Annotated in this window: 15 protein-coding genes and 1 tRNA gene; 14 read left to right on the top strand and 2 right to left on the bottom strand. The window is 60.9% G+C overall.

All coding sequences use genetic code 11. The features are described 5' to 3' along the window. Window positions 1-58: 58 nt before the first annotated feature. Window positions 59-1,234 (top strand): elongation factor Tu, encoded by a 1,176-nt coding sequence (tuf, locus tag BM234_RS07815; RefSeq protein WP_092062765.1) that lies wholly within the window; start codon window positions 59-61, stop codon window positions 1,232-1,234. A gap of 197 nt (window positions 1,235-1,431) precedes the next feature. After that, on the top strand, window positions 1,432-2,661 hold the full coding sequence (locus tag BM234_RS07810; RefSeq protein ID WP_092062762.1) for a GAF domain-containing sensor histidine kinase: 1,230 nt from the start codon (window positions 1,432-1,434) through the stop codon (window positions 2,659-2,661). A 2-nt stretch (window positions 2,662-2,663) separates the two neighbouring features. Here the strand turns inward: BM234_RS07810 and BM234_RS07805 are convergent, their stop codons facing one another. Continuing rightward, window positions 2,664-3,680 carry a YihY/virulence factor BrkB family protein gene (locus BM234_RS07805; protein ID WP_092062759.1) on the bottom strand — a complete coding sequence of 339 codons (1,017 nt, stop codon included), beginning with the start codon at window positions 3,678-3,680 and terminating at the stop codon, window positions 2,664-2,666. 123 nt (window positions 3,681-3,803) lie between these two features. Here BM234_RS07805 and BM234_RS07800 point away from each other — a divergent pair, with 123 nt between their 5' ends. Next, on the top strand, window positions 3,804-4,775 hold the full coding sequence (locus BM234_RS07800; RefSeq protein WP_217645957.1) for a zinc transporter ZntB: 972 nt from the start codon (window positions 3,804-3,806) through the stop codon (window positions 4,773-4,775). A 3-nt stretch (window positions 4,776-4,778) separates the two neighbouring features. On the opposite strand, the gene BM234_RS07795 is transcribed toward BM234_RS07800, so the two are convergent. Next, a complete protein-coding gene (locus tag BM234_RS07795; RefSeq protein ID WP_092062753.1) occupies window positions 4,779-5,735 on the bottom strand; it encodes a YihY/virulence factor BrkB family protein in 957 nt (318 codons plus the stop codon). Window positions 5,736-6,048: 313 nt separating this feature from the next. Between BM234_RS07795 and BM234_RS07790 the strand changes: the two genes are divergently transcribed. The 11 genes from BM234_RS07790 to rplL all read left to right on the top strand — a co-directional run bounded on the left by BM234_RS07790 (window position 6,049) and on the right by rplL (window position 14,475). Further along, window positions 6,049-6,714 (top strand): CatB-related O-acetyltransferase, encoded by a 666-nt coding sequence (locus tag BM234_RS07790; RefSeq protein ID WP_092062750.1) that lies wholly within the window; start codon window positions 6,049-6,051, stop codon window positions 6,712-6,714. Between the two features lie 52 nt (window positions 6,715-6,766). After that, the gene (locus BM234_RS07785; protein WP_092062747.1) at window positions 6,767-8,722 is read left to right on the top strand and encodes a bifunctional 2',3'-cyclic-nucleotide 2'-phosphodiesterase/3'-nucleotidase; all 1,956 of its coding nucleotides are present in this window, start codon (window positions 6,767-6,769) and stop codon (window positions 8,720-8,722) included. A gap of 110 nt (window positions 8,723-8,832) precedes the next feature. Continuing rightward, window positions 8,833-8,908: transfer RNA gene (locus tag BM234_RS07780), tRNA-Trp, on the top strand. A gap of 24 nt (window positions 8,909-8,932) precedes the next feature. Beyond that, window positions 8,933-9,823, top strand: coding sequence for a hypothetical protein (locus BM234_RS07775; protein WP_092062744.1), 891 nt, complete (start codon window positions 8,933-8,935; stop codon window positions 9,821-9,823). Between the two features lie 56 nt (window positions 9,824-9,879). Next, window positions 9,880-10,077: a preprotein translocase subunit SecE gene (gene secE, locus BM234_RS07770; protein ID WP_092062741.1), complete on the top strand. Its 198-nt coding sequence runs from the start codon at window positions 9,880-9,882 to the stop codon at window positions 10,075-10,077. 194 nt (window positions 10,078-10,271) lie between these two features. Beyond that, the gene (gene nusG / locus BM234_RS07765) at window positions 10,272-10,805 is read left to right on the top strand and encodes a transcription termination/antitermination protein NusG (RefSeq protein ID WP_092062738.1); all 534 of its coding nucleotides are present in this window, start codon (window positions 10,272-10,274) and stop codon (window positions 10,803-10,805) included. A 104-nt stretch (window positions 10,806-10,909) separates the two neighbouring features. Continuing rightward, window positions 10,910-11,335, top strand: coding sequence for a 50S ribosomal protein L11 (rplK, locus tag BM234_RS07760; protein ID WP_092062735.1), 426 nt, complete (start codon window positions 10,910-10,912; stop codon window positions 11,333-11,335). A 1-nt stretch (window position 11,336) separates the two neighbouring features. Beyond that, a complete protein-coding gene (gene rplA, locus BM234_RS07755) occupies window positions 11,337-12,038 on the top strand; it encodes a 50S ribosomal protein L1 (protein WP_092062732.1) in 702 nt (233 codons plus the stop codon). A 217-nt stretch (window positions 12,039-12,255) separates the two neighbouring features. Further along, complete coding sequence (locus BM234_RS07750; protein ID WP_092062729.1) at window positions 12,256-13,098, top strand: DMT family transporter; 843 nt, start codon at window positions 12,256-12,258, stop codon at window positions 13,096-13,098. Between the two features lie 405 nt (window positions 13,099-13,503). Continuing rightward, on the top strand, window positions 13,504-14,022 hold the full coding sequence (rplJ, locus tag BM234_RS07745) for a 50S ribosomal protein L10 (protein WP_092062726.1): 519 nt from the start codon (window positions 13,504-13,506) through the stop codon (window positions 14,020-14,022). A gap of 72 nt (window positions 14,023-14,094) precedes the next feature. Then, entirely contained in the window at window positions 14,095-14,475 is a 381-nt protein-coding gene (gene rplL / locus BM234_RS07740) for a 50S ribosomal protein L7/L12 (RefSeq protein ID WP_092062724.1), read from the top strand. Window positions 14,476-14,651: the final 176 nt, after the last annotated feature.

Here is a 14,651-nt window from a genome sequence, read left to right as displayed (position 1 = left end):
CCGCCGCGGAGACCAACCCCGGGCCATTCGGCTCATAAAATCAGAGGCGCCTCAATCCATGGCAAAGGAAAAGTTTGCACGTAACAAGCCGCACGTGAACATCGGCACGATCGGGCACGTTGACCACGGGAAGACGACGCTGACGGCGGCGATCACGAAGTATTTCGGTGACTTCCGGGCCTACGACCAGATTGATGGCGCGCCCGAAGAGAAGGCACGCGGGATCACGATTTCGACGGCGCACGTGGAATACGAGACGGAGAACCGTCACTACGCGCACGTCGACTGCCCCGGCCACGCGGACTATGTGAAGAACATGATCACGGGTGCGGCGCAGATGGACGGGGCGATCCTCGTTGTGAACGCGGCCGACGGCCCGATGCCCCAGACGCGCGAGCACATCCTGCTCGGCCGTCAGGTTGGCATTCCCTACATGGTCGTGTTCATGAACAAGGTTGACCAGGTGGATGACGAGGAGCTTCTGGAGCTCGTCGAGATGGAAATCAGCGAACTTCTGTCGTCCTACGATTACCCCGGCGACGATATCCCGATCATCATGGGCTCTGCCCTTGCGGCGATGAACGGAGAGAACCCGGAAATCGGCGAAGAGAAGATCAAGGAACTGATGGCGGCTGTCGACGAGTATATCCCGACACCGGCACGCGCGGTTGACCTGCCGTTCCTGATGCCGATCGAGGACGTGTTCTCGATCTCCGGTCGCGGTACGGTTGTGACCGGCCGTGTTGAGCGCGGCGTAGTGAACGTGGGCGACGAGCTTGAGATCGTTGGCATCAAGGACACCAAGAAGACGACCTGCACGGGCGTCGAGATGTTCCGCAAGCTGCTCGATCGCGGGGAAGCGGGTGACAACATCGGCGCACTGCTGCGCGGCATCGATCGTGATGGCGTTGAGCGTGGCCAGGTTCTCTGCAAGCCCGGCTCTGTGAAGCCGCACACGAAGTTCGAAGCCGAAGCCTATATCCTGACCAAGGATGAAGGTGGGCGTCACACGCCGTTCTTCGCCAACTATCGCCCGCAGTTCTACTTCCGCACGACGGACGTGACCGGGACGGTGACACTGGCCGAAGGCACGGAGATGGTGATGCCGGGCGACAACGTGTCGTTCGCGGTAGAACTGATCGCACCGATCGCCATGGAAGACGGTCTGCGCTTCGCCATCCGTGAAGGCGGCCGCACCGTCGGCGCCGGCGTCGTCGCCAAGATCATCGAGTAAGCATCCGATGTGTCCTACCTTGAGGGGCACGGCAGCAGATCTACCTAGGGCCGCGCTCTGCGCGGCCCTTAATCTTTTCAGATAGGCTATTCTTCGAAATCTGGACTGAGACATGTCGCATTTTTCACAGGGCGGTGACACGCTCTCTCTCAGCCCTTACGGTTCGGCTGAGATAACGAGACAGGAACGGATTCTTCATGAGCAGCTCGACCGACTTGGGCGAAGAGAACGGCCGGGCAGAATTGGTTCTGCCGTTGGGTTTCGAGCGCGACATCAAGCAAATCTATGAGAGCGAGACGGTTGCAACACTTCTTGAAACGGTCTGTCTGGCCACCGGTATGGGCTTTGCCGCGGTTGCACGCGTCACGGAAACCCGTTGGATCACCTGTAGGGCGGTAGACAGCATCGGCTTTGGACTTGGCCCGGGCGATGAACTCGCGGTCGAGAGCACGCTTTGCCATGAGGTTCGCGCGGCGGAGCGCGAAATCATCATTTCAGATGTTCCGAACGATCCGCTCTATTGCGATCACCATACGCCGAAGCAATATGGATTTCGCAGCTATGTCTCCATTCCGATTCACGATGCTGCCGGTCAATTCTTTGGCACGCTTTGTGCGATTGACCCGCATCCCCGCGCGTTGGACGATCCGAGGGTCTTGCGGATGTTCCGGCATTTCGCGCGTATGATCGGCGATGTGCTCGACGTCACGCAGAGGCTCAAGGACGTGCAGGCCCAACTGGACAGAGAAATCGATATTGGCCGGTTGAGGGAAGAATTCGTCGCAGTGCTAGGTCACGATCTGCGCAATCCTGTCGGCGCTATGCGGGCGGGGCTTCGGATGCTCGCAAAACGTCCCTTGGATGAGCGGTCAACCGAATTGGTCCGTCTCATGCGGTTATCGGCGCATCGCATGAGCGATCTGATCGAGAATATCCTTGATCACGCTCGCTCCCGTCTGGGCGATGGGATGACTACCCGGCGCGAACCCGTCGACAATCTTGACGAGACGCTCCAGCACGTGGTGGCCGAAGTGCGGGCGATCACCCCGGAACGACAGGTAAACGCGGACCTTCGGATCAGCGGCGCTGTGCTCTGCGATCCTCCCAGACTAGGGCAGCTGCTTTCGAATCTTCTGTCCAACGCGGTAAGCCATGGCGATCCGGAACAGCCGATCCACGTCAGGGCGGAAACCGTGGGCGAGGAATTCGTTCTACAGGTGGAAAACGGCGGGGCCCCGATAACGGCCTCCGCTCGGTCCCGCCTGTTCGAGCCGTTTGCCCGGGGCGACGCGATGTCCTCAACGAACGGTCTGGGCTTGGGGCTCTATATCGCGTCGCAAATCGCGCAGGGGCACGGCGGCCGGATCGATGTGCAATCAGACGAAGATCGCACGAGCTTCACTTTCCGAATGCCGCTGACCGCCTGAACCTATGCCGGTCCTGCGCGGGGACCTTCGGTGAAATCGTCCTTGGAAGAGGGATCGCCTCCAAATTCCTCTGGCCTGCTGTCGGCCTTGACGGCGCCGCGTTGTCCGCGTGGCTGAGGCGGCCCTGTCGTACTGTCTCGCCGGGTTTGGTGCTCCATCTCGGAGTTCAATTCCGCACCGCTCAGTACGATGAACGATGACAGCCATAGCCAGGTGAGCAGGATGATCACACCGCCGAGGGTGCCGTAAGTCTCATTGTAGCTACCGAAGTTCTTGGCATAGATCGAAAAACCGATTGTTCCCGCTACCCACAGGATGGTCGACGCCACGCTGCCAACGCTGACCCACCGCCACTTTGGGTTATCCCGCGCAGGGCCAAACCGATAGAGAAGCGACAGGCCCAGCATGGTCAGGCCCGCGAGCACGGGCCACTTTGCCCAAGTGATCACGGTCTCCACGCCTTCAGGCAGACCAAACCAAGCGATAACGGCCGGCAGGACCAGGATCACCGCAAAGCTCAGGGTGAGGCCAAGGATCAGGGCAAGGGTCAGCCCGAAGGCGGTAACGTTCTGCATGACAAAGCCGCGCGTTTCGGTCTCATCATAGGCGATGTTCATGCCTTCCATCAGGGTCTTCATCCCCTTCATTGCCCCGTAGAGCGCGAGCAGTATCCCGAAAGCGACGGCAAGGCCCGTGGCTGTTTCATCCCCGCCTGTGACCTTTACGATCTGATCCTGAATGATGGTGGCCGCGTTGTCCGGCAGAAGCGCGGCGAGTTGATCAAGCTGTTGCGCAACGTCGGCGGGGTCAAGGAAAAGTCCCGCAATGGAGATGATCGCCCCGATCGCGGGAAAGATGGCAAGAAGCCCGAAGAAGGCGACGCCCGCGGACACGACCGAGACGTGATCGCGCCCGATTTCGTCCTTGGTGCGTTTGAGAATGTCCCACCAGCCGGGGCTTGGGATCTCGGCGGGACGCTCGGCGGCTTGGCCGCGGTCTTGGGGGGAGGGTGTGTCCATGTCTTTGGAACGCGCGATGCGGCAAAAAGTTCATCGGGCTGCAGGGCGCGCAGTATGCCGGGAATTGGAAAGCGGCGTTGGCCCCGTCTTGCGCACGGCAGGGACCGGTGGCATCGTCCGGCCATGACGGATGCCATCGAATATGCCTTTGCCTTCGACAAGGATGCGCCCGCGAGGCGCGTTCCGGGGGCGGATATTGCCGCCGTGCTGGAATCGGAGACCTTTGGGTGGGTTCATCTCTCAGCGCTTCATCCGGAGACCGAAGGCTGGATAGAAGGGCAACTCGATTACCTTGATGAGACGATAACGGATGCTCTCATAGCAGAGGAAACCCGGCCCCGCTTCACGCCGATCGGTGTGGGCGCTCTTGTCATCTTGCGAGGCATCAACACGAACCTAGGCGCGGAGCCGGACGATATGGTGTCGGTTCGGCTATGGATCGATGCGAACCGGGTCATCACCGTCTCTCGTCGACCTGTTCCCGCCTTGCACGAAATGGCGGAAGCGTTTGATCGTGGCGAGGGGCCGCGCGATGCGGGCGCCTTCATCGCGACCATCGCTGAGATGTTGGCCGACCGGATCGACCTGTTCGCGCAGGCCGCGGACGATGAGGCGGACGCGCTGGAGGAAATGGTGATTGATCGGCCCAGCCGCGATATGCGGGAGCGTCTGACCGACTTGCGGATGCAGGCGGTGCGTCTGCGCCGCTATGGTATTCCGCAGCGGGATGCACTCGCGGCACTCGCCCTGGCCGAGTTCGAATGGTTGTCCCCGCCTGATCGCAGACGTCTGTCCGAGGAACATGATGCCATGGTGCGGTTGGTGGAAGATATGGAGGCGATGCGAGAGCGCATGACCCTCCTGCGCGAAGAACTCTCCGGGGAATTGTCGGAGCGCCTCAATCGCAACATGTATATGTTGTCGATCCTGTCGGCAGTTTTCCTGCCGCTGGGGTTCCTGACAGGTCTCTTTGGCATCAACCTCGCGGGCATGCCGGGGGCGCAGCATTCCGGCGCGTTCTGGATATTTTCCGCCGCGTTGGTTGTGGTGGTCGGCGTGCAGCTGCTTATCATTCGAAGGATGAATTGGATCTGAGTCTCAGGCCTCTCCCTTGGGCCGGGTATCGGCCTTTACCGCCCCGCGCATTCCCATCGGCCTATCTGGCCCCACCGTGCTGTCACGGCGTGTCTGGTGCTCCATCTCGGCGTTAAGTTCGGCCCCACACAGGACGATGAACGCCGACAGCCAGAACCACGTCAGCAGGACCACGACGCCGCCGAGCGCGCCATAGGTCTCATTATAGCGCCCGAAGTTCTGAACATAGAGAGAGAAGCCAAGGGTCCCGCCCAGCCACAACATGGTGGCCAGAATGCTTCCGGGGCTAATCCAGCGCCACCGGGGATTCCGGCGGGAGGGACCAAACCGGTAGAGCACCGACAGACCGGTGATCGTGAGCGCCCCGAGTATGGGCCATTTCGACCAGCCTATGACCCTTTCCACCCAATCCGGCAGCCCAAGAAGTACGGCGAGCCCCGGGAGGACAACAAGGATCGCGAACGTCAAGACGACCGCCAGAAGCAAGACAACAGTCAGCAGCAAGGCGGTAAGGTAAAGTACGAACACGCCGCGGGTCTCTTCCTCGTCATAGGCGATATTCATACCCTCGATCAGGGTCAGGACCCCGCGCATCGCGCCATAAAGCGCCACCCCGATCCCGAGTGCGGCGGCGATGCCTGTCGTGCTCCCGTCGCTTCCCGCGACGCTGACGATTTGATCGGTAATGATCGTGGCGGCGTTTTCAGGCAGAAGCGTCACGACGGTCTCCAGTTCGGAGACTATGTCGGCAGGGTCGAGGATCACCCCGCCGACGGAGACGAACACGCCGATTGTAGGAAATACCGCGAGCAGTCCGAAGAACGCCACGCCGGCCGCGACCACGGTGACATGATCCGCAGCAATTTCCTTCCAGACACGCCCCAGTATCGCCCGCCAACCCGCTGGCGGGATCTCCGAAGGGCGCTCAGCCTCATGGCCGCGTCTGGTGGTTTTGGGCATTCATGGGTCTCCTGATTTTACAGCGCGTCATAAAAAGGAAGGATCGCGGAAGGCACGCGACCTTGGCCCTTCGGTATTGCCCTCGAGAAACCTGATCGACGCGAATCTTGTTTGACCGAGGGCCGGAGGCGATCCCTAAGCCCCACCCCTCGACGTGAGCAGCGATATTCCACCGCGCCCCGTTCTATGGTAGGTTGCGTTCACGCAGGGGCAATTCCCGAAGGTGGCATGAGGCCCCGGCGTTAGCGAGGGAGGGTGTGATGGACAAAACCGCGATCTGAGCCGTTTTTCGTACATCAGACTGAGGTTCCCCATGCACCGTCCTTTCCCTGCGCCAGATGAGCGCCAACCCGTGCCGCTGCCCGATGGCAGGCGACATGAGGGTACTGTCTTTCTCAAGCCCGTGATCGACCATCCCCGCATCGAGGTAGGCGACTACTCCTACGCCAGTGCTCATATCCCGCCTTCGGATTGGGCCGCGCATCTGGCGCCCTATCTCTTCGATTTCTCCCCAGAGCGGTTGGTGATCGGAAAGTTCTGTCAAATTGCCGATGGTGCGCTGTTCATCACGGCGAGCGCGAACCACCGGCACGATGGATTTTCAACCTTTCCATTCGCGGTCTTTGGGGGCGGGGAGGTCGCTGGGCGGCCTTCCATGCCGGGACCGGGACGGGATACCGTACTGGGGCATGATGTCTGGGTCGGGCAGGGCGCGCGCATCTTGCCCGGCGCGCGGATCGGCTCTGGCGTGATTGTGGGGGCGGGCGCGGTGGTGGGCGGCGAGGTGCCGGATTACACAGTTGTCGTTGGCAATCCCGCGCGGGTTGTGCGGCGGCGTTTTCCCGCGGGGGTAATTGCGCGACTGCTGGACATTGCGTGGTGGGATTGGCCCATCGCGGACGTGCTCAAGGCGGAGGCGGCCATTTGCGGTGGCGATCTTCGGGCGCTGGAGGCCGCTGCGGAAACCATTGTCGCATGAGTGTCGTGGTGCCAGAGTAGGGGAAAATCAGAAAATCCCTCAGGAGGTCCCCATGCTTTCACTCTCGCGCCGCGGCTTTCTCGGCAGCACTGCCGGGTACATCGCGCTTCATCCGTTCTCCGCCAGCGCGCAGGCGGGACAGGTGCATCTGCGCCTGATGGAGACGACGGACCTGCATGTGCATGTCTATCCCTATGATTATTACGCGGACAAACCCATAGACACCGTCGGCTTGGCCCGCACGGCGGCCCACGTGGAGGAGATCCGGCGCGAGGCGACCAACTCGATCCTCGTGGACAACGGTGATTTCCTTCAGGGCAACCCGATGGGCGACTACATGGCCTATGAGCGGGGAATGAAAGAGGGCGACATGCATCCGGTGATCGCCGCGATGAACGCTGTCGGCTTCGATGCCAGCACCTTGGGAAACCACGAATTCAACTATGGGCTCGACTTCCTTGTGAAATCACTGGCCGGGGCAGCATTCCCGGTTCTGAGCGCGAATGTGGTCAAGGAAGAGGGCGCTACAGCGATCAAGGATACGACGCTGGTGAAACCATACGTGATCCTCGACCGTGACGTGACAGACGGGGCAGGGGAGACGCATCCGCTGCGGATCGGCCTTATCGGGTTTGTGCCGCCGCAGATCATGCGCTGGGATCGTCAGCACCTTGAGGGCAACGTCATCGCGCGCGACATCGTCGAGACGGCCAAGGCCTATGTGCCGCAGATGAAGGAAGAGGGTGCGGACATCATCATCGCGCTCAGCCATTCCGGGATCGGCGGCGCGGAGCACGAAGAGATGATGGAAAACGCCTCCGTGCCATTGGCCGCCGTGGAGGGAATCGACGCGATCATGACCGGGCACCATCACCGCAATTTTCCGGGCCCAGATTATGCCGGGGTTCCCGGTGTGGACGCAGAAAAAGGGACGCTGCACGGCAAGCCGGCGGTCATGGCCGGGTTCTGGGGCTCACACCTCGGGGTGATCGACCTGATGCTGACCCGCGAGGCTGGTGAATGGCGCGTCGTGGGCAACGGCTCTGAAATTCGGCCCATCTCCCAGCGGGAGGAGGATCGTTCCGTCACCGCGCTGGTCGAAAGCGAGGAGGGTGTACTTGAGGCCGCGCGGGAGGAACACGAGGCAACGCTGGCCTATGTGCGCCGTGCAGTGGGCAAGACTTCGGCTCCGCTACACTCCTACTTTGCACTGGTCGCGGATGACCCCTCGGTGCAGATCGTCTCTCAGGCGCAGAAGTGGTACATTGAGCAGATGCTGGCCGGAAGTGAGTATGAGGGTCTGCCAATCCTGTCCGCCGCTGCGCCGTTCAAGGCGGGTGGCCGGGGCGGGCCGGATTACTACACCGACGTGCCTGCGGGGGATGTGGCTATCAAGAACGTGGCTGATCTCTATTTGTACCCCAACACGGCGCGGGCGGTGAAGGTCACCGGCGCGCAAGTGAAGGACTGGCTGGAGCGGTCTGCGGGAATGTTCAATCAGGTGAAGCCGGGCGCTGCGGACCAAGTGTTGCTGAACCCGGAATTCCCCTCCTACAACTTCGACGTGATCGACGGGGTGGAGTACCAGATCGACCTTTCACAGCCTGCGAAGTTCGACCGGGACGGTAACGTGGTGGAGCCGAACGCTAACCGCATCGTGAACCTCACTTACGAGGGCGCGCCGATCGACCCCGCGCAGGAGTTTGTGATCGCGACGAACAACTATCGCGCCGGCGGCGGAGGCAATTTCCCCGGTGCGGACGGACAAACGATCATTTTCGAGGCTCCCGACACCAATCGCGACGTGATCGTGCGCTATATCGTGGAGCAGGGCACCATCAACCCGAGTGCAGACGGCAACTGGCGTTTCGCCCCGATAGAGGGTGCCACGGTGCTGTTCGATACGGGGCCTGCCGCAGAAACCTATGCCGGATCGGTGCCGGGCGTCACTCTCGAACCGGCGGGCGATGGTCCGGATGGCTTTGCGCGGTACCGGATCCAGTTGTAGGGGAAGGTCATCGGGAAGGAGCGCGCGGAAAGGTGCGCTTTTTCCTCACCGGTGCGCGAAATGGCCCTTGAAGTTTTGTCGCGTCTGGCCTACCCAAAGCCCCGGCCTGAAGGGGTATAGCTCAGTTGGTAGAGCGACGGTCTCCAAAACCGTAGGTCGCGGGTTCAAGCCCTGCTGCCCCTGCCAGGCCGAATGACCGAGGAGCGAAATTTGGCCCGCCCGGTTCCCGTATCGCTCCATGTGGGCGCACACAAAACAGCCTCCACGCATCTTCAAAAAACGCTTGCGGCTCACCGCGACACGCTCCGCGATTCCGGCATGGAATTTCTCGGCCCTCAAACCCTGCGGGGTGCGGCATCTCTGAGCGATCTTTTCGGCTTGGGGGGGCGTGCGCCATTTGCGGGGCGTCCCCCGCAGGACCAACTGCGCTGGCTCGTGGGGCGGGGTGGCAGGCGGTTGATTATCAGCGAAGAAAACCTTCTTGGTGATGCCAATAAAGCATTGAGCGACGGGGGGCTATATCCCGAGGCGGAGGCGCGGGTTCGGCGCCTGATCGAGGCGATCGCGCCCTCTCCGGTGCGTCTCTTTCTGGCAATGCGGGATCCCGCGGATTGGCTAGCCTCGGTGTATCGCCATGCCCTCTTCAACGGATATCGTGGCACGTTCGAGGCGTTCTGTGGCAAACGGCAGCCCGAGGCGATGCGATGGTCGGATCTGGTTGCGAGGTTGTCGGGGATCGCCGGGGTCGAATCGCTCTGTCTTTGGACCTATGAGGATTATCCAGCCGTCGCCGTTCCGGCGTTTCGCCGGATGACAAGCTGGCGGCTCGGCCCCCGAATTGTGCCGCTCCCGCAGAGGATCAATGCCGGGCTCTCCGCGGCGGCGGTGGCCGAGCTCCTTCGGCAGGGGCCCTGTGCGGATCCGATAGGGGCGGCGCGCGCAGCGATGTCCTCCAATCCGTCCGCCCCCGATTTCGATCCGTGGGATACTGATGCGCGTGCACGAAGCCTCGCCGCGTATGAGACGGATCTGGCGCTGCTGGCGGAAAACGACGGGTGCGATCTGTTGCGGCCTGCGCTGCGGGGCAGCTTGCGCTCTTGATCTTCGAGGGGTCGGCGCGTATGTGGGCCGTCATCACTGCAGGAAGCTTTCGTCCCATGGCCATGACCAACCCGCTCCAGTTCATCCAGCAGACCCGCGCCGAGGTGGCCAAGATCGTTTGGCCTACCCGCCGCGAGGTCCTGTTGACCACGATCATGGTCTTTGTTCTCGCCGCGATCACTGCGGTCTTCTTCTTCGGGGTGGACCTCATGATCCGGACAGGCTTGCAAGCCTTGCTCGCTGCGGTCGGGTGATAAGGGTGAAAAGCCCCGGGGCAGGTCTTGAATTCCCGGGCAGCGAAGGGTAATCGCACCCTGTTTCCGTAACAACGGCGTGTGGCGATTCGGTTGCACGCCCGTTTTTGTTCACGGATGCGATATTTCGGGGAACAGCGAAGTCCCCGTCAGACAATGAAATCGAGGCGCGGAACGCGAGGTCGGAGACAGCAATGGCAAAACGGTGGTATTCGGTCAGCGTCCTCTCGAATTTCGAGAAGAAGATCGCTGAACAGATCCGGACATCGGTGGCGGAAAAAGGTCTCGAAGATCAGATCGACGAGGTGCTTGTCCCAACCGAAGAGGTCATCGAGATCCGACGCGGCAAGAAGGTCTCGACGGAACGTCGCTTCATGCCCGGCTATGTTCTGGTGCATATGGAAATGTCCGACGGCGGCTATCACTTGATCAACTCGATCAACCGGGTGACTGGCTTTCTGGGGCCGCAGGGCCGTCCGATGCCGATGCGCGACGCCGAGGTGAACCAGATCCTTAACCGCGTTCAGGAAGGCGAGGATGCGCCGCGCACCTTGATCCACTTCGAGATCGGTGAGCGCGTCAAGGTCAACGACGGTCCGTTCGAGGATTTCGACGGAATGGTCGAAGAGGTCGACGAAGACAACCAGCGCCTGAAGGTGACGGTGTCGATCTTTGGCCGGGAAACCCCGGTCGAACTGGAATTCACTCAGGTCTCCAAGCAGGGCTGAGTGCGTATTGTGGGAGGCGAGCGCATCGCGATGCGCGGACCTGACCACACAACATCAGGCCGCCCGGACGCGTCTGGGGCGGTGTTGGAAAAAGGAGAGGCCAGATGGCCAAGAAACTCGTAGGCTCGATGAAGCTGCAGGTCCCCGCGGGCCAGGCAAATCCGTCCCCCCCAGTGGGTCCGGCGCTCGGTCAGCGCGGCATCAACATCATGGAATTCTGCAAGGCGTTCAACGCCAAGACGCAGGACCTGGAGCCCGGTGCGCCGTGCCCGACCGTGATTACCTATTATCAGGACAAGTCCTTCACGATGGAAATCAAGACGCCGCCTGCGTCTTATTACCTCAAGAAGGCGGCCAAGCTGAAGTCCGGCGCCAAGGTTCCCGGCCGTGAGACCGTGGGTTCCGTGACTGCCGCACAGGTCAAGGAAATCGCCGAAGCGAAAATGAAAGATCTCAACGCCAACACGATCGAACAGGCGATGCAGATCATCCTGGGCTCCGCCCGCTCCATGGGCATCGAGGTAAAGTAAGATGGCAAAGCTCGGAAAACGTACCCGCTCCGCACGTGATGCCTTCGCGGGCAAGGACAACCTGACCGTCAAGGAAGCTGTTTCGCTCATCAAGGCGAACGCCAACGCGAAGTTCGACGAAACCGTCGAGATCGCGATGAACCTCGGCGTCGACCCCCGCCACGCTGACCAGATGGTGCGCGGCGTTGTCGGCCTGCCCAACGGCACAGGCAAGACCGTGCGCGTTGCTGTTTTCGCCCGTGGCGCGAAGGCCGATGAGGCCACCGCGGCCGGTGCCGATATCGTTGGCGCAGAGGACCTGATGGAAACGATCCAAGGCGGCAAGATCGAGTTTGATCGCTGCATCGCCACACCAGACATGATGCCCATCGTTGGTCGTCTGGGTAAGGTACTTGGCCCCCGCAACCTGATGCCGAACCCCAAGGTCGGGACGGTGACCATGGATGTGGCACAAGCTGTGCAGGACGCCAAAGGCGGCCAGGTCCAGTTCAAGGCAGAGAAAGCCGGTGTCGTCCATGCAGGTGTCGGCAAGGCATCCTTTGACGAAGCCAAGCTCGAAGAGAACATCCGTGCCTTTATCGACGCGGTTGCACGTGCCAAGCCAGCTGGCGCCAAAGGCACCTACCTCAAGAAAATCGCGCTGTCCTCGACCATGGGCCCCGGCGTGACGGTTGATGTGGCGGATGCTGCTTCCGCTGAGTAATCAGACGGTGTAATCGAATTGAAAGGCGGATCTTCGGGTCCGCCTTTTTTCGTGGCACCTCATCGTTTGGATGAGGGAGCCAAAGTCCGCTAAAAGCAATGAACGTGAACGCCTGAAGGGAATCCAGCGGAATGAAAGCTTTCCAAGCAGCAATGGGCCTTTCGTGATCACCGGTATCGCAACGGACCGCCGGGCGAATCTCCTCGGGAGCCTATGGATGGTGGCTGCGATGGGGGCGTTCTCGGTGGAGGATGCTTTGCTGAAGGCAGCGGCGGCGACGTTGCCTGTGGCCGAAATCCTGATCCTGTTCGGCGCCGGGGGCGCATTCGGGTTTGCTTGCATCGCAGTCCTGACCGGAGATCGACTATTTTCTCCCGATGTCGTGTCTCGTCCGATGCGCATTCGCGTTCTGTTCGAAGTGATTGGCCGGCTGTTCTACGTCCTCGCGATTTCCCTGATCCCCCTATCGGCCGCCACGGTGATCCTGCAGGCAACGCCGCTAGTTGTTGTTGCTGGCGCTGCCTTGGCCTTTGGCGAAAAGGTCGGCTGGCGCAGGTGGGCGGCCATCGTAATCGGCTTGGCTGGGGTGGTGGTAATCGTCCAGCCCGGCACGGACAGTTTTTCGGTGCTATCCGTACTGGCAATCATCGGCATGATCGGGTTTGCTGGTCGTGATCTTGCAAGCCGGGCCGCCCCGGCATCACTCAGCACATCAATCCTCGGCTTCTACGGATTTCTCGCGATTGTTGTCGCGGGCGGCGTCTTCGCGCTGTGGCAGGTAGTGCCGTTCGTGGTGCCGGGGGTGAGCGCGTCACTTGCCCTGATTGCGGCAGTGCTGACGGGCGTAGCCGCCTATTCCTGTCTCATGAAAGCCATGCGCAGTGGCGAGGTCTCCGTCGTCACCCCGTTCAGGTACACCAGATTGCTCTTTGGAATTGCCCTCGGGGTGGTGCTCTTTGGCGAAAGCCTGAGCATGTCGATGATGATCGGATCGGGCCTGATTGTGCTCGCGGGTCTTTTTATCCTTTGGCGTGGAGAGCGCGCGAAAAGCTTGACGTAATGCGCCAAAATTCGATTTGGCGGCAGCATTCTGAGGTGATATGATCCCTCCAACGCCCTCGGAGCGCTGTTCCGTCCTGCGGCTGGTCGCGTCTTTGTGATGGCGCCCCGGTCCAATTGTGGAACTTTTTGCGCGCGGGGCCTTCACTTCTCCTCAAGGTTTGGCTATGAGGCCCTCCGTTGGGTCGCCCACTTTTCGTTGAGTGGCCCGATGATTCGTCCGAGACGGTGGGTGGTGCATGCCATAAATCCTGCCTGAGATGGGAAGAGACCGAATTTCTTTGGGGCTTCGTGCCCTCGGGAAAGCGATTTTGGTTACGACCCGTTCGGACCCGTTTGTCGGGGCTCTGGCCTCGGCAAGACAAGAGCCGGAGGGGTTACCCCCTCCAACAATTGGAGTGAAACTGTGGATAGAGCCCAGAAAGAGAAAGTGGTCGAGGAACTCGGCCAGATCTTTGAAAGCTCTGGCGTCGTCGTGGTCTCCCACTACGCCGGTCTGACAGTTGCCGAAATGCAGGATCTTCGTGCCCGCGCTCGCGAAGCAGGTGGATCCGTACGCGTTGCCAAGAACAAGCTCGCCAAAATCGCCCTCGAGGGAAAGCCCTGCTCAAGCATTGCTGACTACCTCACGGGTATGACTGTACTCACCTTTTCCGAGGACCCCGTGGCAGCAGCCAAGGTGGCCGAGGACTTCGCCAAGGATAACAAGAAATTTGAAATCCTGGGCGGGGCAATGGGTGATACGGCCCTCGACCGGGCCGGCGTCGAAGCTGTATCGAAAATGCCGTCGCGTGATGAACTCATCGCGACCATCGTTGGCATGATCGGTGCACCTGCTTCGAATATCGCCGGTGCGATTGGCGCGCCTGCTTCGAACATCGCAAGCATTCTCTCGACCATCGAAGAGAAGGCCGAGGCTGCATAAGGCACATGGAAGATCTGCGTGGAGGCATTGCCACCCGCGTTGGAACACATATCTAGAGAAAAGAGAGTCACAATGGCTGATCTGAAAGCACTTGCAGAGCAAATCGTGGGTCTGACCCTGCTCGAAGCACAAGAACTGAAAACCATCCTCAAGGACGAGTATGGCATCGAGCCCGCAGCAGGCGGCGCCGTCATGATGGCTGGCCCTGCTGGCGACGCCGGCGGCGATTCCGCTGAAGAGCAGACCGAATTCGACGTCATCCTGAAGTCGGCCGGCGCCTCCAAGATCAACGTGATCAAGGAAGTCCGCGCAATCACCGGTCTTGGCCTCAAAGAAGCCAAGGAACTGGTTGAAGCCGGTGGCAAGGCCGTCAAGGAGCAAGTCTCCAAGGACGAAGCTGACGAGATCAAGGGCAAGCTCGAAGCAGCTGGCGCCGAAGTCGAACTCAAGTGATCTGCGCCCGCGTGATGCGGGACGCATGAAAATGGCTGGGCCCGGGGTAACCTGGGTCCAGCCTCACCTGTCTTGGAAAGGTCCGGATGTCGGGCTTTCCCTGGGTAGGTCAAGAGGATCGGGAGGCTCCGGTGGGACGGGTGCCAGGCATTGATCCGCGACAAGACCCCTCTCGT

This window comes from Poseidonocella pacifica, from assembly GCF_900111875.1.
Lineage (GTDB): Bacteria > Pseudomonadota > Alphaproteobacteria > Rhodobacterales > Rhodobacteraceae > Poseidonocella > Poseidonocella pacifica.
This window is presented reverse-complemented; position numbering and strand designations above follow the sequence as displayed.

Coding starts and splice junctions, on each gene's coding strand:
- rplL (WP_092062724.1), top strand. CDS start 14,095: ATGGCTGATCTGAAAGCACTTGCAGAGCAAATCGTGGGTCTGACCCTG.
- BM234_RS07785 (WP_092062747.1), top strand. CDS start 6,767: ATGCTTTCACTCTCGCGCCGCGGCTTTCTCGGCAGCACTGCCGGGTAC.
- BM234_RS07790 (WP_092062750.1), top strand. CDS start 6,049: ATGCACCGTCCTTTCCCTGCGCCAGATGAGCGCCAACCCGTGCCGCTG.
- rplA (WP_092062732.1), top strand. CDS start 11,337: ATGGCAAAGCTCGGAAAACGTACCCGCTCCGCACGTGATGCCTTCGCG.
- BM234_RS07805 (WP_092062759.1), bottom strand. CDS start 3,680: ATGGACACACCCTCCCCCCAAGACCGCGGCCAAGCCGCCGAGCGTCCC.
- BM234_RS07795 (WP_092062753.1), bottom strand. CDS start 5,735: ATGCCCAAAACCACCAGACGCGGCCATGAGGCTGAGCGCCCTTCGGAG.
- BM234_RS07800 (WP_217645957.1), top strand. CDS start 3,804: ATGACGGATGCCATCGAATATGCCTTTGCCTTCGACAAGGATGCGCCC.
- BM234_RS07810 (WP_092062762.1), top strand. CDS start 1,432: ATGAGCAGCTCGACCGACTTGGGCGAAGAGAACGGCCGGGCAGAATTG.
- tuf (WP_092062765.1), top strand. CDS start 59: ATGGCAAAGGAAAAGTTTGCACGTAACAAGCCGCACGTGAACATCGGC.
- secE (WP_092062741.1), top strand. CDS start 9,880: ATGGCCATGACCAACCCGCTCCAGTTCATCCAGCAGACCCGCGCCGAG.
- nusG (WP_092062738.1), top strand. CDS start 10,272: ATGGCAAAACGGTGGTATTCGGTCAGCGTCCTCTCGAATTTCGAGAAG.
- rplK (WP_092062735.1), top strand. CDS start 10,910: ATGGCCAAGAAACTCGTAGGCTCGATGAAGCTGCAGGTCCCCGCGGGC.
- BM234_RS07750 (WP_092062729.1), top strand. CDS start 12,256: ATGGTGGCTGCGATGGGGGCGTTCTCGGTGGAGGATGCTTTGCTGAAG.